Genomic DNA, 16,050 nt, shown 5'->3' with positions numbered 1-16,050 from the left:
CCTTTGAAAGATTTACTCGCTACCCGCCGCTATTTCTTTATTATCTAGTTCAATTTCTTTTTCTTGTTTGTAAATCACCAAGGGCTTTGCTCCCTTGCTAACGGTGCTTGCTTCAATAACAATTTTATTTACGTTCTGCATAGAAGGCAATTCATACATCGTATCTAATAAAACGCTTTCCAAAATTGCACGTAAACCTCTTGCGCCAGTTTTACGCTCTAAAGCTTTTTTAGCCACCATTTGTAAAGCGTCTTCACGGAACTCTAGATCGACGTTGTCCATCTTAAATAACTTGAGATATTGTTTGATCAAAGCGTTCTTAGGCTCCTTTAAGATTTGAATTAGCATTTTTTCATCAAGTTCTTCTAAAGTTGCAATGACAGGCAGACGACCTATTAGCTCAGGTATAATCCCATACTTAATTAAATCTTCCGACTCAAGCCGATTCAACAACGTTGTTAAATTTCTTTTATCGCCTTTACTGCGCACATCAGCAGAGAATCCAATACCAGTTTTTTCGGTACGTTCACGAATAATTTTCTCTAACCCCGAGAAAGTACCTCCGCAAATAAATAGAATATTAGTAGTATCTATTTGTACGGTCTCCTGATTAGGATGCTTACGTCCTCCTTGCAGAGGGACAGAGGCAACAGTACCTTCAAGTAATTTAAGCAACCCTTGCTGAACACCTTCACCTGAAACATCTCGAGTAATAGAGGGATTTTCGGCACGGCGACTAATTTTATCAATTTCATCGATATAGATAATTCCTAGCTGCGCCTTTTCAATGTTTCCGTTAGCCGCTTGTAATAGCTTTTGCAAGATATTCTCTACGTCATCACCTACATAACCCGCTTCGGTTAAAGTGGTTGCATCTGCAATAGCAAAGGGCAAGTTAAAAAACCGCGCTAAGGTTTTTGCTAATAAAGTTTTACCGCTACCGGTGGGACCTATAAGCAGGACATTACTTTTGCTAAGTTCCGTATCATCTTTGACGTTCAATGGATGAAGACGAGCTTTTTTAATTAGCTCTAGACGTTTGTAATGGTTGTAGGCAGCTACAGATAATATCTTTTTAGCAAATTCTTGGCCTATGACAAATTCGTTAAATACATCATGAATCTCTGCAGGCTTAGGAATCGACGTACCACCTTCCTGGCGTGGAACTTCCTGTTGAAATTCTTCTTGCAAAATATCACTACATAGCTGCACGCATTCATTGCAAATAAAAATAGAAGGCCCAGCAATTAACTTTGGCACTTCATCCTGACTTTTACCGCAAAATGAACAGTGAAGAGGCCCCGAGGTTTTATCGTTTATGGAACTACTCATATTTTATTACCTCAACAAACTATTATTCATATTGATATTTAAACAAAATTTTAAAACCTCTTGAATAAAACCTACTTAATCAACCGATGAAGTAGCTAAAGATTCTTTGGTTTTCCCAGTTTCTGTACGCACTGATAAAACTGCGTCGATTAAGCCATAATCTATGGCTTGTTGAGCCCCCATGAAGTTATCACGATCGGTATCACGCAAAATCTGTTCAGTATTTTTTCCTGTATGTTTAGCCATTATATTGTTAATTCTTTCTCTAACTAACAACATTTCACGAGTATGGATTTCAATATCCGTTGCTTGTCCCTGATAACCCCCTAATGGTTGGTGTATCATCATCCGTGCATGGGGCAAACAATAACGTTTTTTTTTCGTCCCACCACAAAGTAATAAAGCTGCCGCGCTGGCCGCTTGGCCGATACACATCGTACTCACATCGGGTTTAATAAATTGCATGGTATCGTAGATAGCTAGGCCAGATGTAACCACGCCCCCCGGTGAATTAATATAAAGCGAAATATCTTTGTCAGGATTCTCAGATTCTAAAAAAAGCATTTGCGCAATAATTAAATTAGCCATATGGTCTTCAATTGGACCTACGACAAATATAATGCGATCCTTTAATAAACGAGAATAAATATCATAAGCCCTTTCTCCTCGGCCCGTTTGCTCAACGACCATAGGGACTAATAATGAATTCGTTATTTCCTTGGGTAAACTGTACATAATTACTCTCTAAAGATAAAAATAAATTTGGATTGTTGCTAAGGTATAATCTATCTGCTATTTAAAAATAGCTAATAAATTAGCCAACTAAGCCACTACTCCCTCAGTATTGCTTATACGATTTTTCCCTGTGAGATTCATAATATCTGAATACTCAGCTACTTTTTCAGTGTACTCTACTTCTTCTAATAACTTATCAATGACCTGTTCTTCTAAAACCGAAGAACGAATACTCATCATCATGTTCTTGTCTTTATACAGCTTATCCCGCACCATTTGATCAAATTGAAAAGCTCCCACTAGCTTATCGATATGTTGCTGAACTCGCGATTCGTCAACATGCAGATGATGCTTCTCAATAACTGCATTAAATAATAATCCAAGCGTCACTCGTCGGTGCGCCATATGCTTTAAATCTGTTTTTTCAATTTCTGATAAGCTTGCTTTTTCCTTGCCTTGTTGTTCCTGCTGCCTGTTAACATCGTGCTCTAAACGTTGAAACTCTTGATTAAGTGCTCCCTGCGGCAATTCATTAATAGCATGCATAGTAACCAATTTATCTATGGCCTGGGCTTTTAATTTTTCACGCAAAACTCTATCTAACTCTATCTGCATATGCTGTCTAACTTGATCCTTTAGTGCTTCGACAGTGCCCTCTTTAATATCCAAGCGTTTTGCAAAAGCATTATCTAATTCAGGTAATTTTGCTCTAGCAATCTTTTTTATTTTTATTGTTGCTGCGTTAGCCTGTTCAGATCCTTGCTGTTCCGGAAGTAAAATCGATAAAACGTCGCCGGCAACGCTGGATAAAAGGACTGAAAATCCTTCAGGAATTTTATCTTCCTCCAGAACCCACTGTAAATCTTTACGCGTTTTCTCTTCTGCATCAGCGAAAACGATATCAAAGCTCACCTGATCGCCATAACCGGCTTTATCAGACACTTCAATCCATTCAGCATATTGCTTACGCATTTGCTCTAACACCCTATTTATATCTTTCTCGGTTATGTCTACTTTATGCCTTTCTAAGCTAGCACCTTTTAATGTAGGGGTCTCTATTTGAGGATAAATTTCAAAGCTCGCTGTATAAATCAGATCTGAACCTGGCTCTGCTTTTATGGACTCAATATGGGGCTGTCCTACCGGATTTAAAGTCTCCTGCTCTAAAGCGGTCGATAAGCTAATCTGTAAAGACTTTTCGATGACCTCTTGCCATATACTATTTCCATAAAGCTTCTCGATATGGCTCGCTGGAACTTTTCCGGGTCGAAACCCATCTAAACGCGTTTTCTTAGCTAATTCAAGAAGATGTAGCTTCTTTCTCTCTTCTAACTGCCTGATAGGTACCGTCACATTTAGACGTCGAGTAAAATTATCGACACTCTCTACCGAAACTTGCATTTCATTCATAAATTTTAAGGCTCTTATCGTTGTAAAATCCTAGGGGCCATGCTGGTGCGAAAGGAGAGACTCGAACTCTCAAGGGTTTAAACCCACTGGAACCTAAATCCAGCGCGTCTACCAATTTCGCCACTTTCGCAAAGGTCGTTAATTATACAGTATCTTATCATGAAAAAAATCAATCTTGTGAATTTGTCAGCCAGCTAGCTGCTTGCTTGGCAAAATAGGTCAAAATACCATCAGCTCCAGCCCGTTTCATAGCCAAAAGGCCCTCTAAAATACTCTCGCGCTCATTCAAATACCCATGCGCAATAGCTATTTTTTGCATCGCATATTCGCCACTTACCTGGTAAACAAAAGTAGGTACCCCAAATTGCTGCTTAATACGATAAAGAATATCCAAATAGGGCATTCCTGGCTTTACCATGACTATATCTGCCCCTTCAGCAAGGTCCAATGCTACCTCCTGTAGAGCCTCATTACTATTCGCAGGGTCCATTTGGTATGTCTTCTTGTTGGCACTTTTTAATTGCCCAGATGTTCCTATTGCATCACGGAAGGGTCCATAAAAATGAGAGGCGTATTTGGCTGAATAGGCAATAATTTGGGTGTTTGGAAAGCCCTGCTCCTCTAAAGCCTTACGAATCCAACCAATTCTACCATCCATCATATCAGAAGGAGCGATAGCATCCACACCGGCTTGTGCATAGCACAGCGCCTGTTTAACCAATATCTCTATCGACTTATCATTTAAAATAACACCCTGTTCAGATAAAAGCCCGTCATGACCATGCGCCGTATAAGGATCAAGCGCAACGTCTGTGATGATCCCCATTTCCGGAAAATTCTTTTTTAACACTCTTATTGCATGGGGAATTAAGCCCTCCCCATTATAGGCCTCGCAAGCGTCCCAGGTTTTATTTTTTACAGGTATAACTGGAAATAAGGCAATCGCAGGTATTCGCAGCTGCTGTAAAACAGCAACTTCATCCAGTAAATAGTCTAAGGTAAACCGCTCTATCCCAGGCATCGTTACTATCTTCTGTCTTTGATTTTCCCCAGGAAGCAAAAATAGTGGGCAAATTAAATCATCGCAGCTGAGCCTAGTTTCACGTATTAAGCGCCGACTAAATTGATTTTCTCTTAAACGACGTAAGCGCGTATGAGGAAACTGGCGCATAGAGTACCCCTATTAACTTGTTCTATGTTTCACAATACTTTAACTTATAAAACAACATATTCAAACAATACTTAATGCCGTACTTGTATTGTTTCATTTGTTTTTGTTAGAATCACCGCCTCTACTCATAAGAGTAGTAAACGCACTTAGAAAGCTTCGGAGCTTCCCAGTTATGAAAACATTGATGGCCAAACCCGGCCTTATTAAACAAAAGTGGCTTTTGATTGATGCCTCAGGAAAAACCTTAGGCAACTTAGCTACTAAAATAGCCCATATTCTGCGCGGAAAGCATAAGCCAGAATTTACTCCTCATGTTGATACTGGCGATTATATCGTTGTTATTAATGCTGAAAAAGTGACTGTAACCGGTACAAAGGCTAAAAATAAACTATATGAACGCTATACAGGTTATCCTGGCGGGCTAAAATCCATTTCTTTTGAGAAATTGCAAAAAAGTTTTCCTACTAGAATTATTGAAAAAGCTGTTAAGGGTATGCTACCTAAAAATCCTTTAGGTTATGCCATGATAAGTAAACTTAAAGTCTATGCTGGCTCTTCACATCCTCATAGCGCTCAAAATCCTGAACCAACTAGCATTGATAGGTTATAAAAACTATGGCACTAGAACAGAATTATGGTACGGGTCGCCGTAAAACAGCAACCGCAAGAGTATTCCTCAGAAAAGGCACTGGTATTATCCAAGTAAATGGCCGTGCTTTGGAAAATTACTTTGGCCGCGAAACTGCGCAGATGATTGTTAATCAGCCTCTAGAAGTTGTCGACCAAATGGGTAGATTTGATATCACAGTAACTGTTTCCGGCGGGGGAAGCAGCGGTCAAGCAGGCGCTGTTCGACACGGGATAAGTCGCGCTTTAATAAATTATGACGAATTAACTACTGTAAATGCCGATGATACTGCTGAAAACGACACCTCATTTCGTCGATTATTGCGCCGCGCTGGTTTAGTTACCCGAGATGCAAGAAAAGTTGAACGTAAGAAAGTAGGTCGACATAAAGCGCGTAAAGGAACTCAATACTCAAAACGATAATTTATGTTATTTAAGTAAAACATAAATATCGCAACACAGTTTTTTATCGACGAAAAAAATGGAAGAAAATCGTCGCCATTTACTGGCTGTTATAATAACTATCATGGCTGGATTTGGTATAGCCGCTAGTGCTATACCTTTTTTGGCATCATTACAGCCGACTGCCGAAACACTCGCCCTAGCCATTGATCCTATTGAAGTTGATCTAACGCATCTCGCACCTGGAGAATCCATGGTGGTTGCTTGGCAAAATAAGCCTGTTTGGATCATCCGGCGAACCCAAGCAATGTTAGATAATCTTTCTAACATTCATTCTTTATTGCGTGATCCAGATTCTTTAACAGAACAGCAGCCCGCTTATGCCCGTAATGAATATCGTTCTCTGAACCCCGAGTATTTAATTCTTATTGGTTTATGCACTCATCTAGGCTGCTCTCCTCTATTTAAACCCATGCTGGGAGAATTAAATCGTAAATGGCCAGGCGGGTTATATTGTCCCTGCCATGGTTCTAAGTTTGATCTCGCTGGACGGGTTATGAAAGGAGTGCCGGCTCCCACTAATCTCAAAATTCCACCTTATCGGTTTATCGATGAACATACGGTTGTAATAGGTGAAAATCCAAGGTTAGTATAAATGCAAAAATCATTATCCAATTGGTTATCGCAACGTTTTCCAATTAATGAATACATACGCCAACATTTAACACAATATTACCTGCCGAAAAATCTCAATTTTTGGTATTTCTTTGGATTTTTAAGTCTTTTTACTTTTTTTTTACAATTTTTGACCGGAATATGGTTAACTCTATTTTACACCCCTACGCCTGAAGGCGCATTTAATTCAATCGAAATGATAATGCGAGATATACCATACGGATGGTTATTGCGTTATCTACATTCTAGTGGCGCTTCTGTTTTTTTTATTTTAATTTACGCACATATCTTTCGTAGCCTTTTATATGGATCCTATAAAAAACCTAGAGAGCTAGTTTGGTTGTTAGGCGTATTTCTTTATATTATTTTGCTACTAGAAGCATTCCTCGGCTATTTACTCCCCTGGGGACAGACATCCTACTGGGCAAGCCAAATTGGTACTTCGTTGCTAGATGCGATTCCAAAGATTGGGCCAACGCTAACACTTTGGATTCGTGGTAATAATGTGGTATCAGGAGAAACTTTACATCGTTTTTTTGCATTCCATGTGATAGCTATACCTTTATCAATAATATTTCTAATTCGGTTACACCTTATTGCTTTACATAAGGTTGGTTGTAATAATCCTGAGGGGATTTGTATACCAACAAAACCATACTTACACAATAAGGCTCTTTTTAAAGTACCTTTTCACCCTTATTATACGATCAAAGAATTACATGCTTTACTAATTTTTTTATTTATTTTTTCCATCATCGTATTTTTTTTTCCAGAAATGTATGGATATTTCCTTGATACAAATAATTTTATACCAGCAGACCCTTTACTAACTCCTAGCCATATTCAACCATTATGGTATTTAGCACCTTTTTATAGCGTATTATGTGTTATCCCTAATAAGTCATTGGGTATTTTAGTTATGGGAGGCGGGCTTTTCATGCTATTTTTGTTGCCATGGCTCGACCGTAACCCAGTTCGATCGATGCGCTACCGAGGAAATTATTCTCGCTGCGCCTTAGCAATTTTTACCTTAAGTTTTGGCCTACTTAGTTATATCAGTACAAGCATACTTACACCCCATAAGATACTTCTCGTGCAAATTTTATTACTAAATTATTTTCTTTTTTTTCTCCTGATGCCCATCTATACAAAATATGAAAAAAACAAACCTCTACCACTATCCATATGTGGAAAATAAGTGCATTTTTTCTATTTATCCTAATATTTTCGCCGCCACTAGCAAATCCTTCTGAACATAAGCTAGTAAAATTTTCATCATCTGACTTGGCCTCCTTACAGCGCGGAGCAAAATATTTTATGAATTACTGCTCAGGGTGTCATTCTCTACAATATATGCGTTATAATCGACTTGGAGTCGATTTAAACATTGATGATAAATTCAACTCATCCACCCAACAACGACTAAAAGATAATCTTGTTTTTACTCAAGCTAAAACTAGCGATACAATAAAATCAAACTTGCAAAAAAAACAGGGGTTAGTATGGTTTGGAAAGCCTCCTCCTGACCTTTCTTTGAGTATTCGGGCAAGAAATGCTGATTGGGTGTATAATTACTTGCTTAGCTTTTATTTGGATGATACGAGGCCTTTTGGAGTTAACAATAGTTTCATTAAAAACACCGCAATGCCGGATCCATTAGCGATAATACGTATGGATACCCATACTTATCATAATTTAAAGAATACTAACGATCGGTTATCCCTAAAAATTAGTAATCGTGCAATTTACTCACATTCTAATAAAAGTAGCTCAAAAATCCCTACATTAGAAGAAGTAGTCATTGATTTAGTTAATTTTTTAGCTTATATAGCCGACCCTACAAAAAATAATCGTCAATCATTGGGAAAAAAAGTATGCGGATTCTTATTGGTATTAACTTATTTTGTTTATATTTTAAAAAAGCAAATATGGGGAAATATAAAAAAATAAACTATTTTCATAAACCATGAAAAATGTTTTAAATTATTAATATGGAGAACCTTTTATATGGCACAACCTGCCGGTAAACGTTCAACGATGAGTTTATATGCAAATATCAATGACCCTTATAGCCATAGGGTGCGTATTGTTTTGGCAGAAAAAGGAATTAGTGCGGAGATTGTAGAAGTATCGCCTACAGATTTACCTGAAGGGTTGTTACAACACAACCCTTATGGCACTGTTCCCACTATTATTGATCGAGATCTCGTCCTTTATGAAACAAATATTATTACCGAATATTTAGATGAACGCTTTCCACATCCTCCTTTGTTACCGGTTTATCCGGTAGCTCGTGCTAAAAGTCGACAGATGATCTATAGAATTGAACGGGACTGGTACCCTTTATTACAGCAGATTGAAAGCGGGTTAAATAATGTTAAAGTAACTAAGCCTACAGAATCTATGCAGGCCGCTCAAAAGAAATTGGAAGGCAGTTTGGCTAGTCTAGCACCTATATTTGCTGGTAAATCATTTTTCTTGAGCGACGAATTTACTTTGGTGGATTGTTGCATGGCGCCGTTATTATGGCGCTTGCACCGTTTAGATATTAAACTAGCACCCATGCCAAGTGCTATCAAAGAATACGAAGAGCGCTTATTTAAACGCCCCTCATTTAAAGCTACTTTAAATGAGGTCGAATTTGGAGTAAAAATTTAAAATGATGACCTCAAATCGTTCCTATTTATTACGAGCATTTTATGATTGGATTATGGATAATCAATTAACCCCGTATATTCTTTTAGATACTGAACTGCCTCACGTAGAAGTACCAAAACAATGTGTAAAAGATGGTAAAATTACTTTAAATATCTCCAATGATGCTGTATTAAATTTGAAAATAGATACTCAAGCTGTACAATTTGAGGCAAGTTTTAATGGTCAATCGATGCTTATTTACGCCCCCATTCAAGCAGTATTAGCCATCTATACACGCGAAAATGGTCAAGGCATGGTTTTTACAGAGGAAGAAAGCGGTGACGGGGACGGAAATCCTACTCCTCCTCGGGTTAGACCGGGAACGCAACCCAAGCTTTCTATTGTTAAATAGATGTCATCATCAATCATAATTGGATGGAGAGAATTTGTATCTTTGCCTGAATTGGGTATACCGCGTTTGAAAACTAAAGTAGATACTGGCGCACGAACCTCGGCGTTACATGCCTGTTGCGTAGAGGTTATTGAAAAGGCTCCCCATCAGAAACAAGTATCTTTTATCATACATCCTCAACCCAAACGTTTCCCTGAAAAATCGATTAAATGCATTGCTGACTTAATCGATATACGTGAAATTACAGACTCTGGTGGCCACAAGGAAAGTCGATGTGTTATTCAAACCTCTATCGTTCTCGGCACTCAATGCTGGCCGATAGAAATTACTTTGACCAGTAGAGATAATATGCGTTTTAGAATGCTATTAGGCCGCACTGCTTTAAAACAACGTTTTCTCGTTGATCCAACACATTCTTATTTATACAGTAAAAAAACTATAATCCCATGAAAATTGCAATTTTGTCTCGTCGTCCAAAACTCTATTCTACGCGCCGTTTAGAAGAGGAAGCTAAGAAAAGAGGACATCAGGTTAAAATTATAGATACGTTGCGATGCTATATGAACATCACAACGCAAAACCCATATATACACTATAAAGGAAAAATTCTTGATAAATTCGATGCAATTATTCCAAGAATTGGCGCTTCGATCACCTTTTATGGCGCCGCATTAGTCAGACAATTTGAAATGATGGGTATATTTGTTGCGAATAACTCAATTGCTATTACCCGAGCTCAAGATAAACTCCGTTCCTTACAAATTTTATCTCGAAAAGGAGTAGGCTTACCTATTACCGGATTTGCATATTCTCCTGATGACATTCAAGATCTAATCAGCATGGTAGGTGGCCCGCCCTTAGTTATTAAAATTTTAGAAGGCACACAAGGTATTGGTGTAGTGTTAGCGGAGACTCAGCAGGCGGCGATTAGTGTTATTGAAGCTTTTTTAGATTTACAAGCTCATATTATGGTTCAAGAATATATCAAAGAAGCTAAAGCTGCGGATATTCGTTGCTTCGTAGTCAATGGCAAAGTCATTGCTGCTATGGAAAGGCAAGCGAAATTAGGGGAATTTCGTTCTAATATCCATCGTGGAGGAACCGTAAGACTGGCTAAATTAAGCTCTGAAGAACGAGCGACTGCGGTTCGGGCCGCTAAGGTTATTGGTCTCAATATTGCAGGTGTTGACTTATTACGCTCAAACAGAGGCCCTTTGGTAATGGAAGTGAATTCCTCTCCTGGATTAGAGGGAATTGAAAAGGCCACGCAAAAAAATGTTGCTGAAATCATTATTAAATCTATCGAAAAAAGATCCAATAAGCATTAATCAATGCAGAAATAATACTGACAACAAGCAGATTTTTTGAAAATGGGCCACGTTGAGGGCAATCGGAGTGTATTAAGATACATGAGGACTGCGAACTGAACGGCAACATGGTCAGAAATTCACCGCGAACAGTGTAGTTGACTCTATAATGTGGTCATCGTATAAATCAAAACATGATAACCAACGCATACCCCTTTTCACCTTTAGCAACGCGCTTACGCCCCAAGCGTTTAGATGAGTTTTTTGGCCAAACCCACTTATTGGGGCCCCAAAAGACTTTACGACTCGCCATACTTAACGGCCAGTTACATTCGATGATCTTGTGGGGCCCTCCCGGAACAGGGAAAACAACTTTGGCTTCTTTAATAGCCAATCACATCCAAGCCAGATTTGTATCATTATCCGCATTGCAATCTGGTGTTAAAGAAATAAGAAAGCTTGCAGAGGATACAAAAATTCATCTCAATCCAGCATCACCCAAAAAAACTATCTGTTTTATAGATGAAATTCACCGCTTCAACAAATCTCAACAAGATTCACTTTTACCTTTTGTTGAATCGGGACTCTTCATATTGATTGGTGCTACGACAGAAAATCCTTCTTTTGAAATTAATAACGCCTTACTTTCGCGAACTCGAGTGTATGTATTAAAAAAATTGGGTATAGAAGAAATTATCCAGATCATTGATCGTGCTTTAAGTAATAATGAGGATGGATTAGGCAAAAGAAATTTGATAATGGAAACTTCCGTAAAAGAACAACTAGCGCATATTGCTGATGGAGATGCGCGTCAGGCTTTAAATCTTCTGGAAATTGCCTCAGACCTAGCAGAAAATAACATTATAGATGAAAACACATTAAAAGTAGTTACTCAAACCAATCTGCGTCGTTTTGATAAAGGCGGCGAGATTTTTCATGATCAAATTTCTGCTTTACATAAATCAGTACGCGGATCGGATCCAGATGCTGCACTTTACTGGCTTGCACGTATGCTCGATGGCGGTTGTGACCCCTTATATATAGCGCGGCGTATACTCCGTATGGCAAGCGAAGATATAGGTAATGCTGATCCTCGAGGGTTGCAATTGGCTTTAGGCGCATGGGAAGTACAAGAACGTTTAGGCAGTCCCGAAGGCGAGCTTGCTTTAGCTCAAGCCATTGTTTATTTGTCCTGTACTGCAAAAAGTAATGCCGTTTATACTGCATTTAATGCGGCTATGAAAGATGCACAAGAAAACGGGACGTTAGAAGTACCTCTACATTTGAGAAATGCCCCAACTCAATTAATGCGCAAATTAAATTATGGAAAAAACTATCGTTACGCCCACGATGAACCTAACGCCTATGCCGAGGGAGAATGCTATTTTCCTGAACAATTAAAGGAACGACAGTATTATTTTCCTGCTCCTCGCGGTTTGGAACTTAAAATTGCAGAAAAACTTGCGCGATTAAAAAAATCAGAAAAAATATAAAAAATATTTTTAATTTATGATTAGACCCATTGCATAACCCAGCGATGGGCTTGAGTTCGAGGCAAACGATAGTCGAGGACCGTAAGCTAACGTTTAACAAAGAAATTAGAGTCTATCACGCAGGGTTATGTTGTGTTCTTCTAACCAAAATTTAACAGCCCTATAATCCACCTTACCACTGCCTAGTAATGGCATGCTACCAATAAAATATAATCTCCGCGGTAAACTTAACTCAGATAATCCCTTCTCTCTGTATGCTTTAATAAGTGTAGGCCGAGTTGCCAATTTATAATCCGTGACTAAAACAAGTTGCTCACCTTTTTTTGCATCGGGAACGCTTAATATTGCATGGTGTTTATCAGGCCATAAGTCATAAATTATATTCTCTATTGCGGTTAAAGAAACCATTTCACCACTAATTTTTGCAAAACGTTTAGCCCTATCTTTTATAGACAGGTATCCTTCCTCATCTACCTCAACAATATCTCCTGTATCATACCAACCATGGCTGGGGGGGATAATTTCGCCAATTGGTTCTTTGCTTAAATAACCTAACATTACATTAGGGCCTGATATCAATAGGCGACCTCCCTGCTCAATTTCGGGAACAGGTTCAATTTCATAACGAATACCTGGTAAAAAATTACCTACCGTACCTGGTTTATTTTGCATTGGTGTATTAACACTAATAACTGGAGATGCTTCTGTCACACCATAACCTTCAAAAATACGAATTCCAAACTTTTCCATCCACAGTTTACGTGTTTTTTCTTTTAATTTTTCCGCACCGGCAAAAACGTAACGAATGCTATAAAAATCATAGGGGTGAGCATAACGACCGTAACCTGCTAAAAAAGTATCTGCTCCAAACATGATGGTGGCATTACATTCATAAATCATATTAGGAACTTTACGATAATGTAAAGGTGATGGATAAATAAAGGTTTTTATTCCATGATAAATAGGTAAGATGATGCATGCAGTTAATCCAAAAGCATGAAAAAATGGTAATGAACTAAAGAAAATATCTCGATGATTAAAATCGACTTGTGTAGTCACTTGCGCCAGATTTGCTTGTATATTTTTATGACTAAGGACCACTCCCTTGGGCTCACCCTCTGATCCAGAAGTAAATAAAATAACTGCTGGATCTTGTGGGTTAGTACCTTTTTTTAATTTTTTATAATAATAATACTGAGGAAATCGGCTTAATAAACTCGCTCGAAGTTTGTCTTTCCAAGTGATTTCTGCCTTTAAATCTTCTAAGTAAATAATTTGAATAGACTTTTTACTTAATCGGTTAATGAGTTCAAATAGATTACCTACTTCAATAAATTTTCTGGAAGTAAATATGCAATGAACCTGAGCAAGCTTGCAAGCTGATTCTATTTGAGCAGAGCCCGCTGTGTAATTTAACAAAGCAGGTACTCTACCGTAGGCTTGTAATGCAAAAAAACTAACGACTGCAGTCACCATGTTAGGCAACAATAACCCTACTGCTTCCTGATATTTAGTATACCGACAAATGTAAGGACCTAAAATAAAACAACGAGTTATTAATTGATTATAGTTAATAGGTACTCGAGTGACATCTTCTAATATTTTTGTAGAACCCTTATGAATCGATTTTGCTTCTAATAAAGATTGAAATAAGGTTTTATTATAGTCTGTGCTTTGAAATAACATTTCCACCATCATGTCATAAAGCTGATTACTAATAAGTTGTCTTCTTTTTCGACTACTCATAGTAGGGTCAACAATAAATTTTCTAGGTGGTAAAATTGAAATAGAAATTTTAGGAAACCACCGTATTTGGACTTTTCCCCATAAGCGGGAAAAAGGAGTGTATTGCGCCCCTTGTAAGCGTATAGGTAGCAAATTTACTTTGGCATGATCCGCTATTAATCCTGGCCCTTCATAAAGTTTCATCAACGCCCCGGTCGTAGTAATTCTTCCTTCCGGAAAAATCACACATTTTTGTCCTTTCTTTACCTCTTTAATTAAAGTCTTGATAGCTAAAGGATTTAAAGGGTCTAACTCAAAAACTTTAGAAAAATATAAAAAGGGCCGTATCCACCAAATACGCGATGTAAAACTGTTTATCGCAAATAAAAGTTCGTCCGGTAAAAATGCATAAATTAGGGCAACATCTAGAAATGATGTATGGTTGGCTACAATTACGACACTTTCACCTGCATCTTTATAATTCTCAAACCCACTTAACTTAACGTCATAAAGACATCTTAATATCTTTCGTAAAATCGGTTTAATCAATCCTTGGGGTATTAATCTTGTTGCATAGATAGCCAATCCTGCATTGATAATTCCTAATAATAAAAAAATCTGTATAACACTTAAATCAATTTTAAGTAAAAAAATAATAATAATACTGGAAATGACTATAAAAAAAGAATTAATGATATTAGTAGCGGCAATGGTTCGGGCACGGTGTTCAGCAGCCGTATCTGTTTGGATTAAGGCATATAGTGGCACTGCGAAAATACCCCCACTAACAGATAAACCCAACAAGTCTATACAAATTCGCCAATGTGTTAAGGAATTAAAAAAGCTAGCGAAATTAGTCAGTTTTTGAGGATTATAGATTGAATGTGTAGAAGCAAAATAAAGATCAATCATAAAAATACTCATCAACCAAAGGCTAATAGGTATCCATTTCATGGTTATTCTATGTTTTAGTAATCGATTACAGACTAGTGAGCCACAAGCAATACCTACTGTAAAAATAACTAAAAAAAATGTTACTACACTGGCATCTGCATGCAAAATATTCTTAGTAAAACTAGGAAATTGTGTTAAAAAAGTAGCGCCTATCACCCAGAACCAAGAAATTGCGAGTATTCCTAAAAAAACTTTTTTTTCTGTTTTTACTTGCTGAATAATTTTTGCTGAAGCCTGAATAAAACCTAAATTCAATTTTAAATTAGGATTTGCCTTTGTCGTTTGTGGAATATAAAAACTAGCAAATAATCCAAGACCAGCGATAGAAATTATTATGGCAGAAATCCATCTTAAATCCGTATGATTAGCAATTAATAAACCACCTAATATAGTTCCTATCAAGATAGCAATAAATGTGCTTGCTTCCACTAATGCATTGCCGGCAATTAATTCATTCTTTTCTAATAAATCCGGTAAAATAGCGTATTTGATGGGGCCAAAAAAACTTGAATGTATCCCCATAAAAAATAACACTAACATCAATAAACTTACTGAATGAAGGTAAAAACCTAAGCTAGCCAACAGCATAAAAATACATTCAAATCCTTTTATAATAATGGTCAGATATCTTCGGCTTAGCTTATCGGCCAATTGTCCCGCAAATGCGGAGAAAAGGAAAAAAGGTAAAATAAACAACCCGGCCGCGAGAGTGACTGAAAGCTGCTGCAACAATAGGGATTGGGTGATGAGTTGATAAGTAATTAAGATAATTAATGCGTTTTTAAAAACATTATCATTAAATGCACCTAAGAATTGAACTAACAATAAGGGGACAAATCGTCGATTTTTTAATAAAGAAAACTGCCTAAATACGGGCATAAACCCTCTCAATGAGGCCAAGTAGATGCCTCAGATAAAAAATTTTACCAGTATAACATACGAAAAACGCTTGCTTTTATACCCCTTTTTTTCTAAGTTCTGATAAAAATTTCTAGTCAGGGTATAAAATTAAGTGGAAAATAAAAAAACGAATACTTAGACATCGAAATTATAGGATGCAAGACTTAGCTGTAATGAATAGACCAGTTGATATTAATTGATTGCGCAGGTATTATCCTTACCCGCAGTTGGCACAAGTTTTTTGCTCATAGAGTGGCTTATTATGCCAAC

15 protein-coding genes and 1 tRNA gene are annotated in these 16,050 nt (G+C 37.6%); 10 read left to right on the top strand and 6 right to left on the bottom strand.

Going from position 1 to position 16,050, the window contains the following annotated elements; translation table 11 throughout:
* Nucleotides 1-12: 12 nt before the first annotated feature.
* From clpX to hemB, 5 genes are all read right to left on the bottom strand, one after another.
* Nucleotides 13-1,332 (bottom strand): ATP-dependent Clp protease ATP-binding subunit ClpX, encoded by a 1,320-nt coding sequence (clpX, locus tag AAHF87_RS05850; RefSeq protein ID WP_342147578.1) that lies wholly within the window; start codon nucleotides 1,330-1,332, stop codon nucleotides 13-15.
* A gap of 75 nt (nucleotides 1,333-1,407) precedes the next feature.
* Complete coding sequence (clpP, locus tag AAHF87_RS05845; RefSeq protein WP_342147577.1) at nucleotides 1,408-2,067, bottom strand: ATP-dependent Clp endopeptidase proteolytic subunit ClpP; 660 nt, start codon at nucleotides 2,065-2,067, stop codon at nucleotides 1,408-1,410.
* Between the two features lie 87 nt (nucleotides 2,068-2,154).
* The gene (tig, locus tag AAHF87_RS05840) at nucleotides 2,155-3,477 is read right to left on the bottom strand and encodes a trigger factor (RefSeq protein WP_342147576.1); all 1,323 of its coding nucleotides are present in this window, start codon (nucleotides 3,475-3,477) and stop codon (nucleotides 2,155-2,157) included.
* 43 nt (nucleotides 3,478-3,520) lie between these two features.
* Nucleotides 3,521-3,607, bottom strand: a tRNA-Leu gene (locus AAHF87_RS05835).
* 39 nt (nucleotides 3,608-3,646) lie between these two features.
* Complete coding sequence (gene hemB / locus AAHF87_RS05830) at nucleotides 3,647-4,648, bottom strand: porphobilinogen synthase (RefSeq protein ID WP_342147575.1); 1,002 nt, start codon at nucleotides 4,646-4,648, stop codon at nucleotides 3,647-3,649.
* A 172-nt stretch (nucleotides 4,649-4,820) separates the two neighbouring features.
* Here hemB and rplM point away from each other — a divergent pair, with 172 nt between their 5' ends.
* The 10 genes from rplM to AAHF87_RS05780 all read left to right on the top strand — a co-directional run bounded on the left by rplM (nucleotide 4,821) and on the right by AAHF87_RS05780 (nucleotide 12,201).
* Nucleotides 4,821-5,258 carry a 50S ribosomal protein L13 gene (gene rplM / locus AAHF87_RS05825; RefSeq protein ID WP_342147574.1) on the top strand — a complete coding sequence of 146 codons (438 nt, stop codon included), beginning with the start codon at nucleotides 4,821-4,823 and terminating at the stop codon, nucleotides 5,256-5,258.
* Entirely contained in the window at nucleotides 5,255-5,698 is a 444-nt protein-coding gene (gene rpsI / locus AAHF87_RS05820; RefSeq protein ID WP_425288013.1) for a 30S ribosomal protein S9, read from the top strand. The genes rplM and rpsI overlap by 4 nt, the downstream gene beginning before the upstream one ends.
* A 58-nt stretch (nucleotides 5,699-5,756) precedes the next feature.
* Nucleotides 5,757-6,332: a ubiquinol-cytochrome c reductase iron-sulfur subunit gene (petA, locus tag AAHF87_RS05815; protein ID WP_342147572.1), complete on the top strand. Its 576-nt coding sequence runs from the start codon at nucleotides 5,757-5,759 to the stop codon at nucleotides 6,330-6,332.
* Nucleotides 6,333-7,550, top strand: coding sequence for a cytochrome bc complex cytochrome b subunit (locus tag AAHF87_RS05810; protein WP_342147571.1), 1,218 nt, complete (start codon nucleotides 6,333-6,335; stop codon nucleotides 7,548-7,550).
* A complete protein-coding gene (locus AAHF87_RS05805; protein WP_342147570.1) occupies nucleotides 7,538-8,302 on the top strand; it encodes a cytochrome c1 in 765 nt (254 codons plus the stop codon). Before AAHF87_RS05810 ends, AAHF87_RS05805 begins: the two co-directional genes overlap by 13 nt.
* Before the next feature lie 57 nt (nucleotides 8,303-8,359).
* Nucleotides 8,360-9,010 (top strand): glutathione S-transferase N-terminal domain-containing protein, encoded by a 651-nt coding sequence (locus AAHF87_RS05800; RefSeq protein WP_342147569.1) that lies wholly within the window; start codon nucleotides 8,360-8,362, stop codon nucleotides 9,008-9,010.
* Nucleotides 9,011-9,014: 4 nt separating this feature from the next.
* Nucleotides 9,015-9,401, top strand: a complete 387-nt coding sequence (locus tag AAHF87_RS05795; RefSeq protein WP_425288012.1) for a ClpXP protease specificity-enhancing factor — start codon at nucleotides 9,015-9,017, stop codon at nucleotides 9,399-9,401.
* Complete coding sequence (locus AAHF87_RS05790; protein ID WP_342147567.1) at nucleotides 9,402-9,851, top strand: ATP-dependent zinc protease family protein; 450 nt, start codon at nucleotides 9,402-9,404, stop codon at nucleotides 9,849-9,851.
* The gene (rimK, locus tag AAHF87_RS05785) at nucleotides 9,848-10,729 is read left to right on the top strand and encodes a 30S ribosomal protein S6--L-glutamate ligase (protein WP_342147566.1); all 882 of its coding nucleotides are present in this window, start codon (nucleotides 9,848-9,850) and stop codon (nucleotides 10,727-10,729) included. Before AAHF87_RS05790 ends, rimK begins: the two co-directional genes overlap by 4 nt.
* A 173-nt stretch (nucleotides 10,730-10,902) precedes the next feature.
* Nucleotides 10,903-12,201 carry a replication-associated recombination protein A gene (locus AAHF87_RS05780; RefSeq protein WP_342147565.1) on the top strand — a complete coding sequence of 433 codons (1,299 nt, stop codon included), beginning with the start codon at nucleotides 10,903-10,905 and terminating at the stop codon, nucleotides 12,199-12,201.
* Nucleotides 12,202-12,306: 105 nt separating this feature from the next.
* On the opposite strand, the gene AAHF87_RS05775 is transcribed toward AAHF87_RS05780, so the two are convergent.
* A complete protein-coding gene (locus AAHF87_RS05775) occupies nucleotides 12,307-15,759 on the bottom strand; it encodes an acyl-[ACP]--phospholipid O-acyltransferase (RefSeq protein ID WP_342147564.1) in 3,453 nt (1,150 codons plus the stop codon).
* Nucleotides 15,760-16,050 lie beyond the last annotated feature (291 nt).

The organism is Rickettsiella endosymbiont of Aleochara curtula, assembly GCF_964030935.1.
GTDB lineage: Bacteria > Pseudomonadota > Gammaproteobacteria > Diplorickettsiales > Diplorickettsiaceae > Aquirickettsiella.
This window is presented reverse-complemented; position numbering and strand designations above follow the sequence as displayed.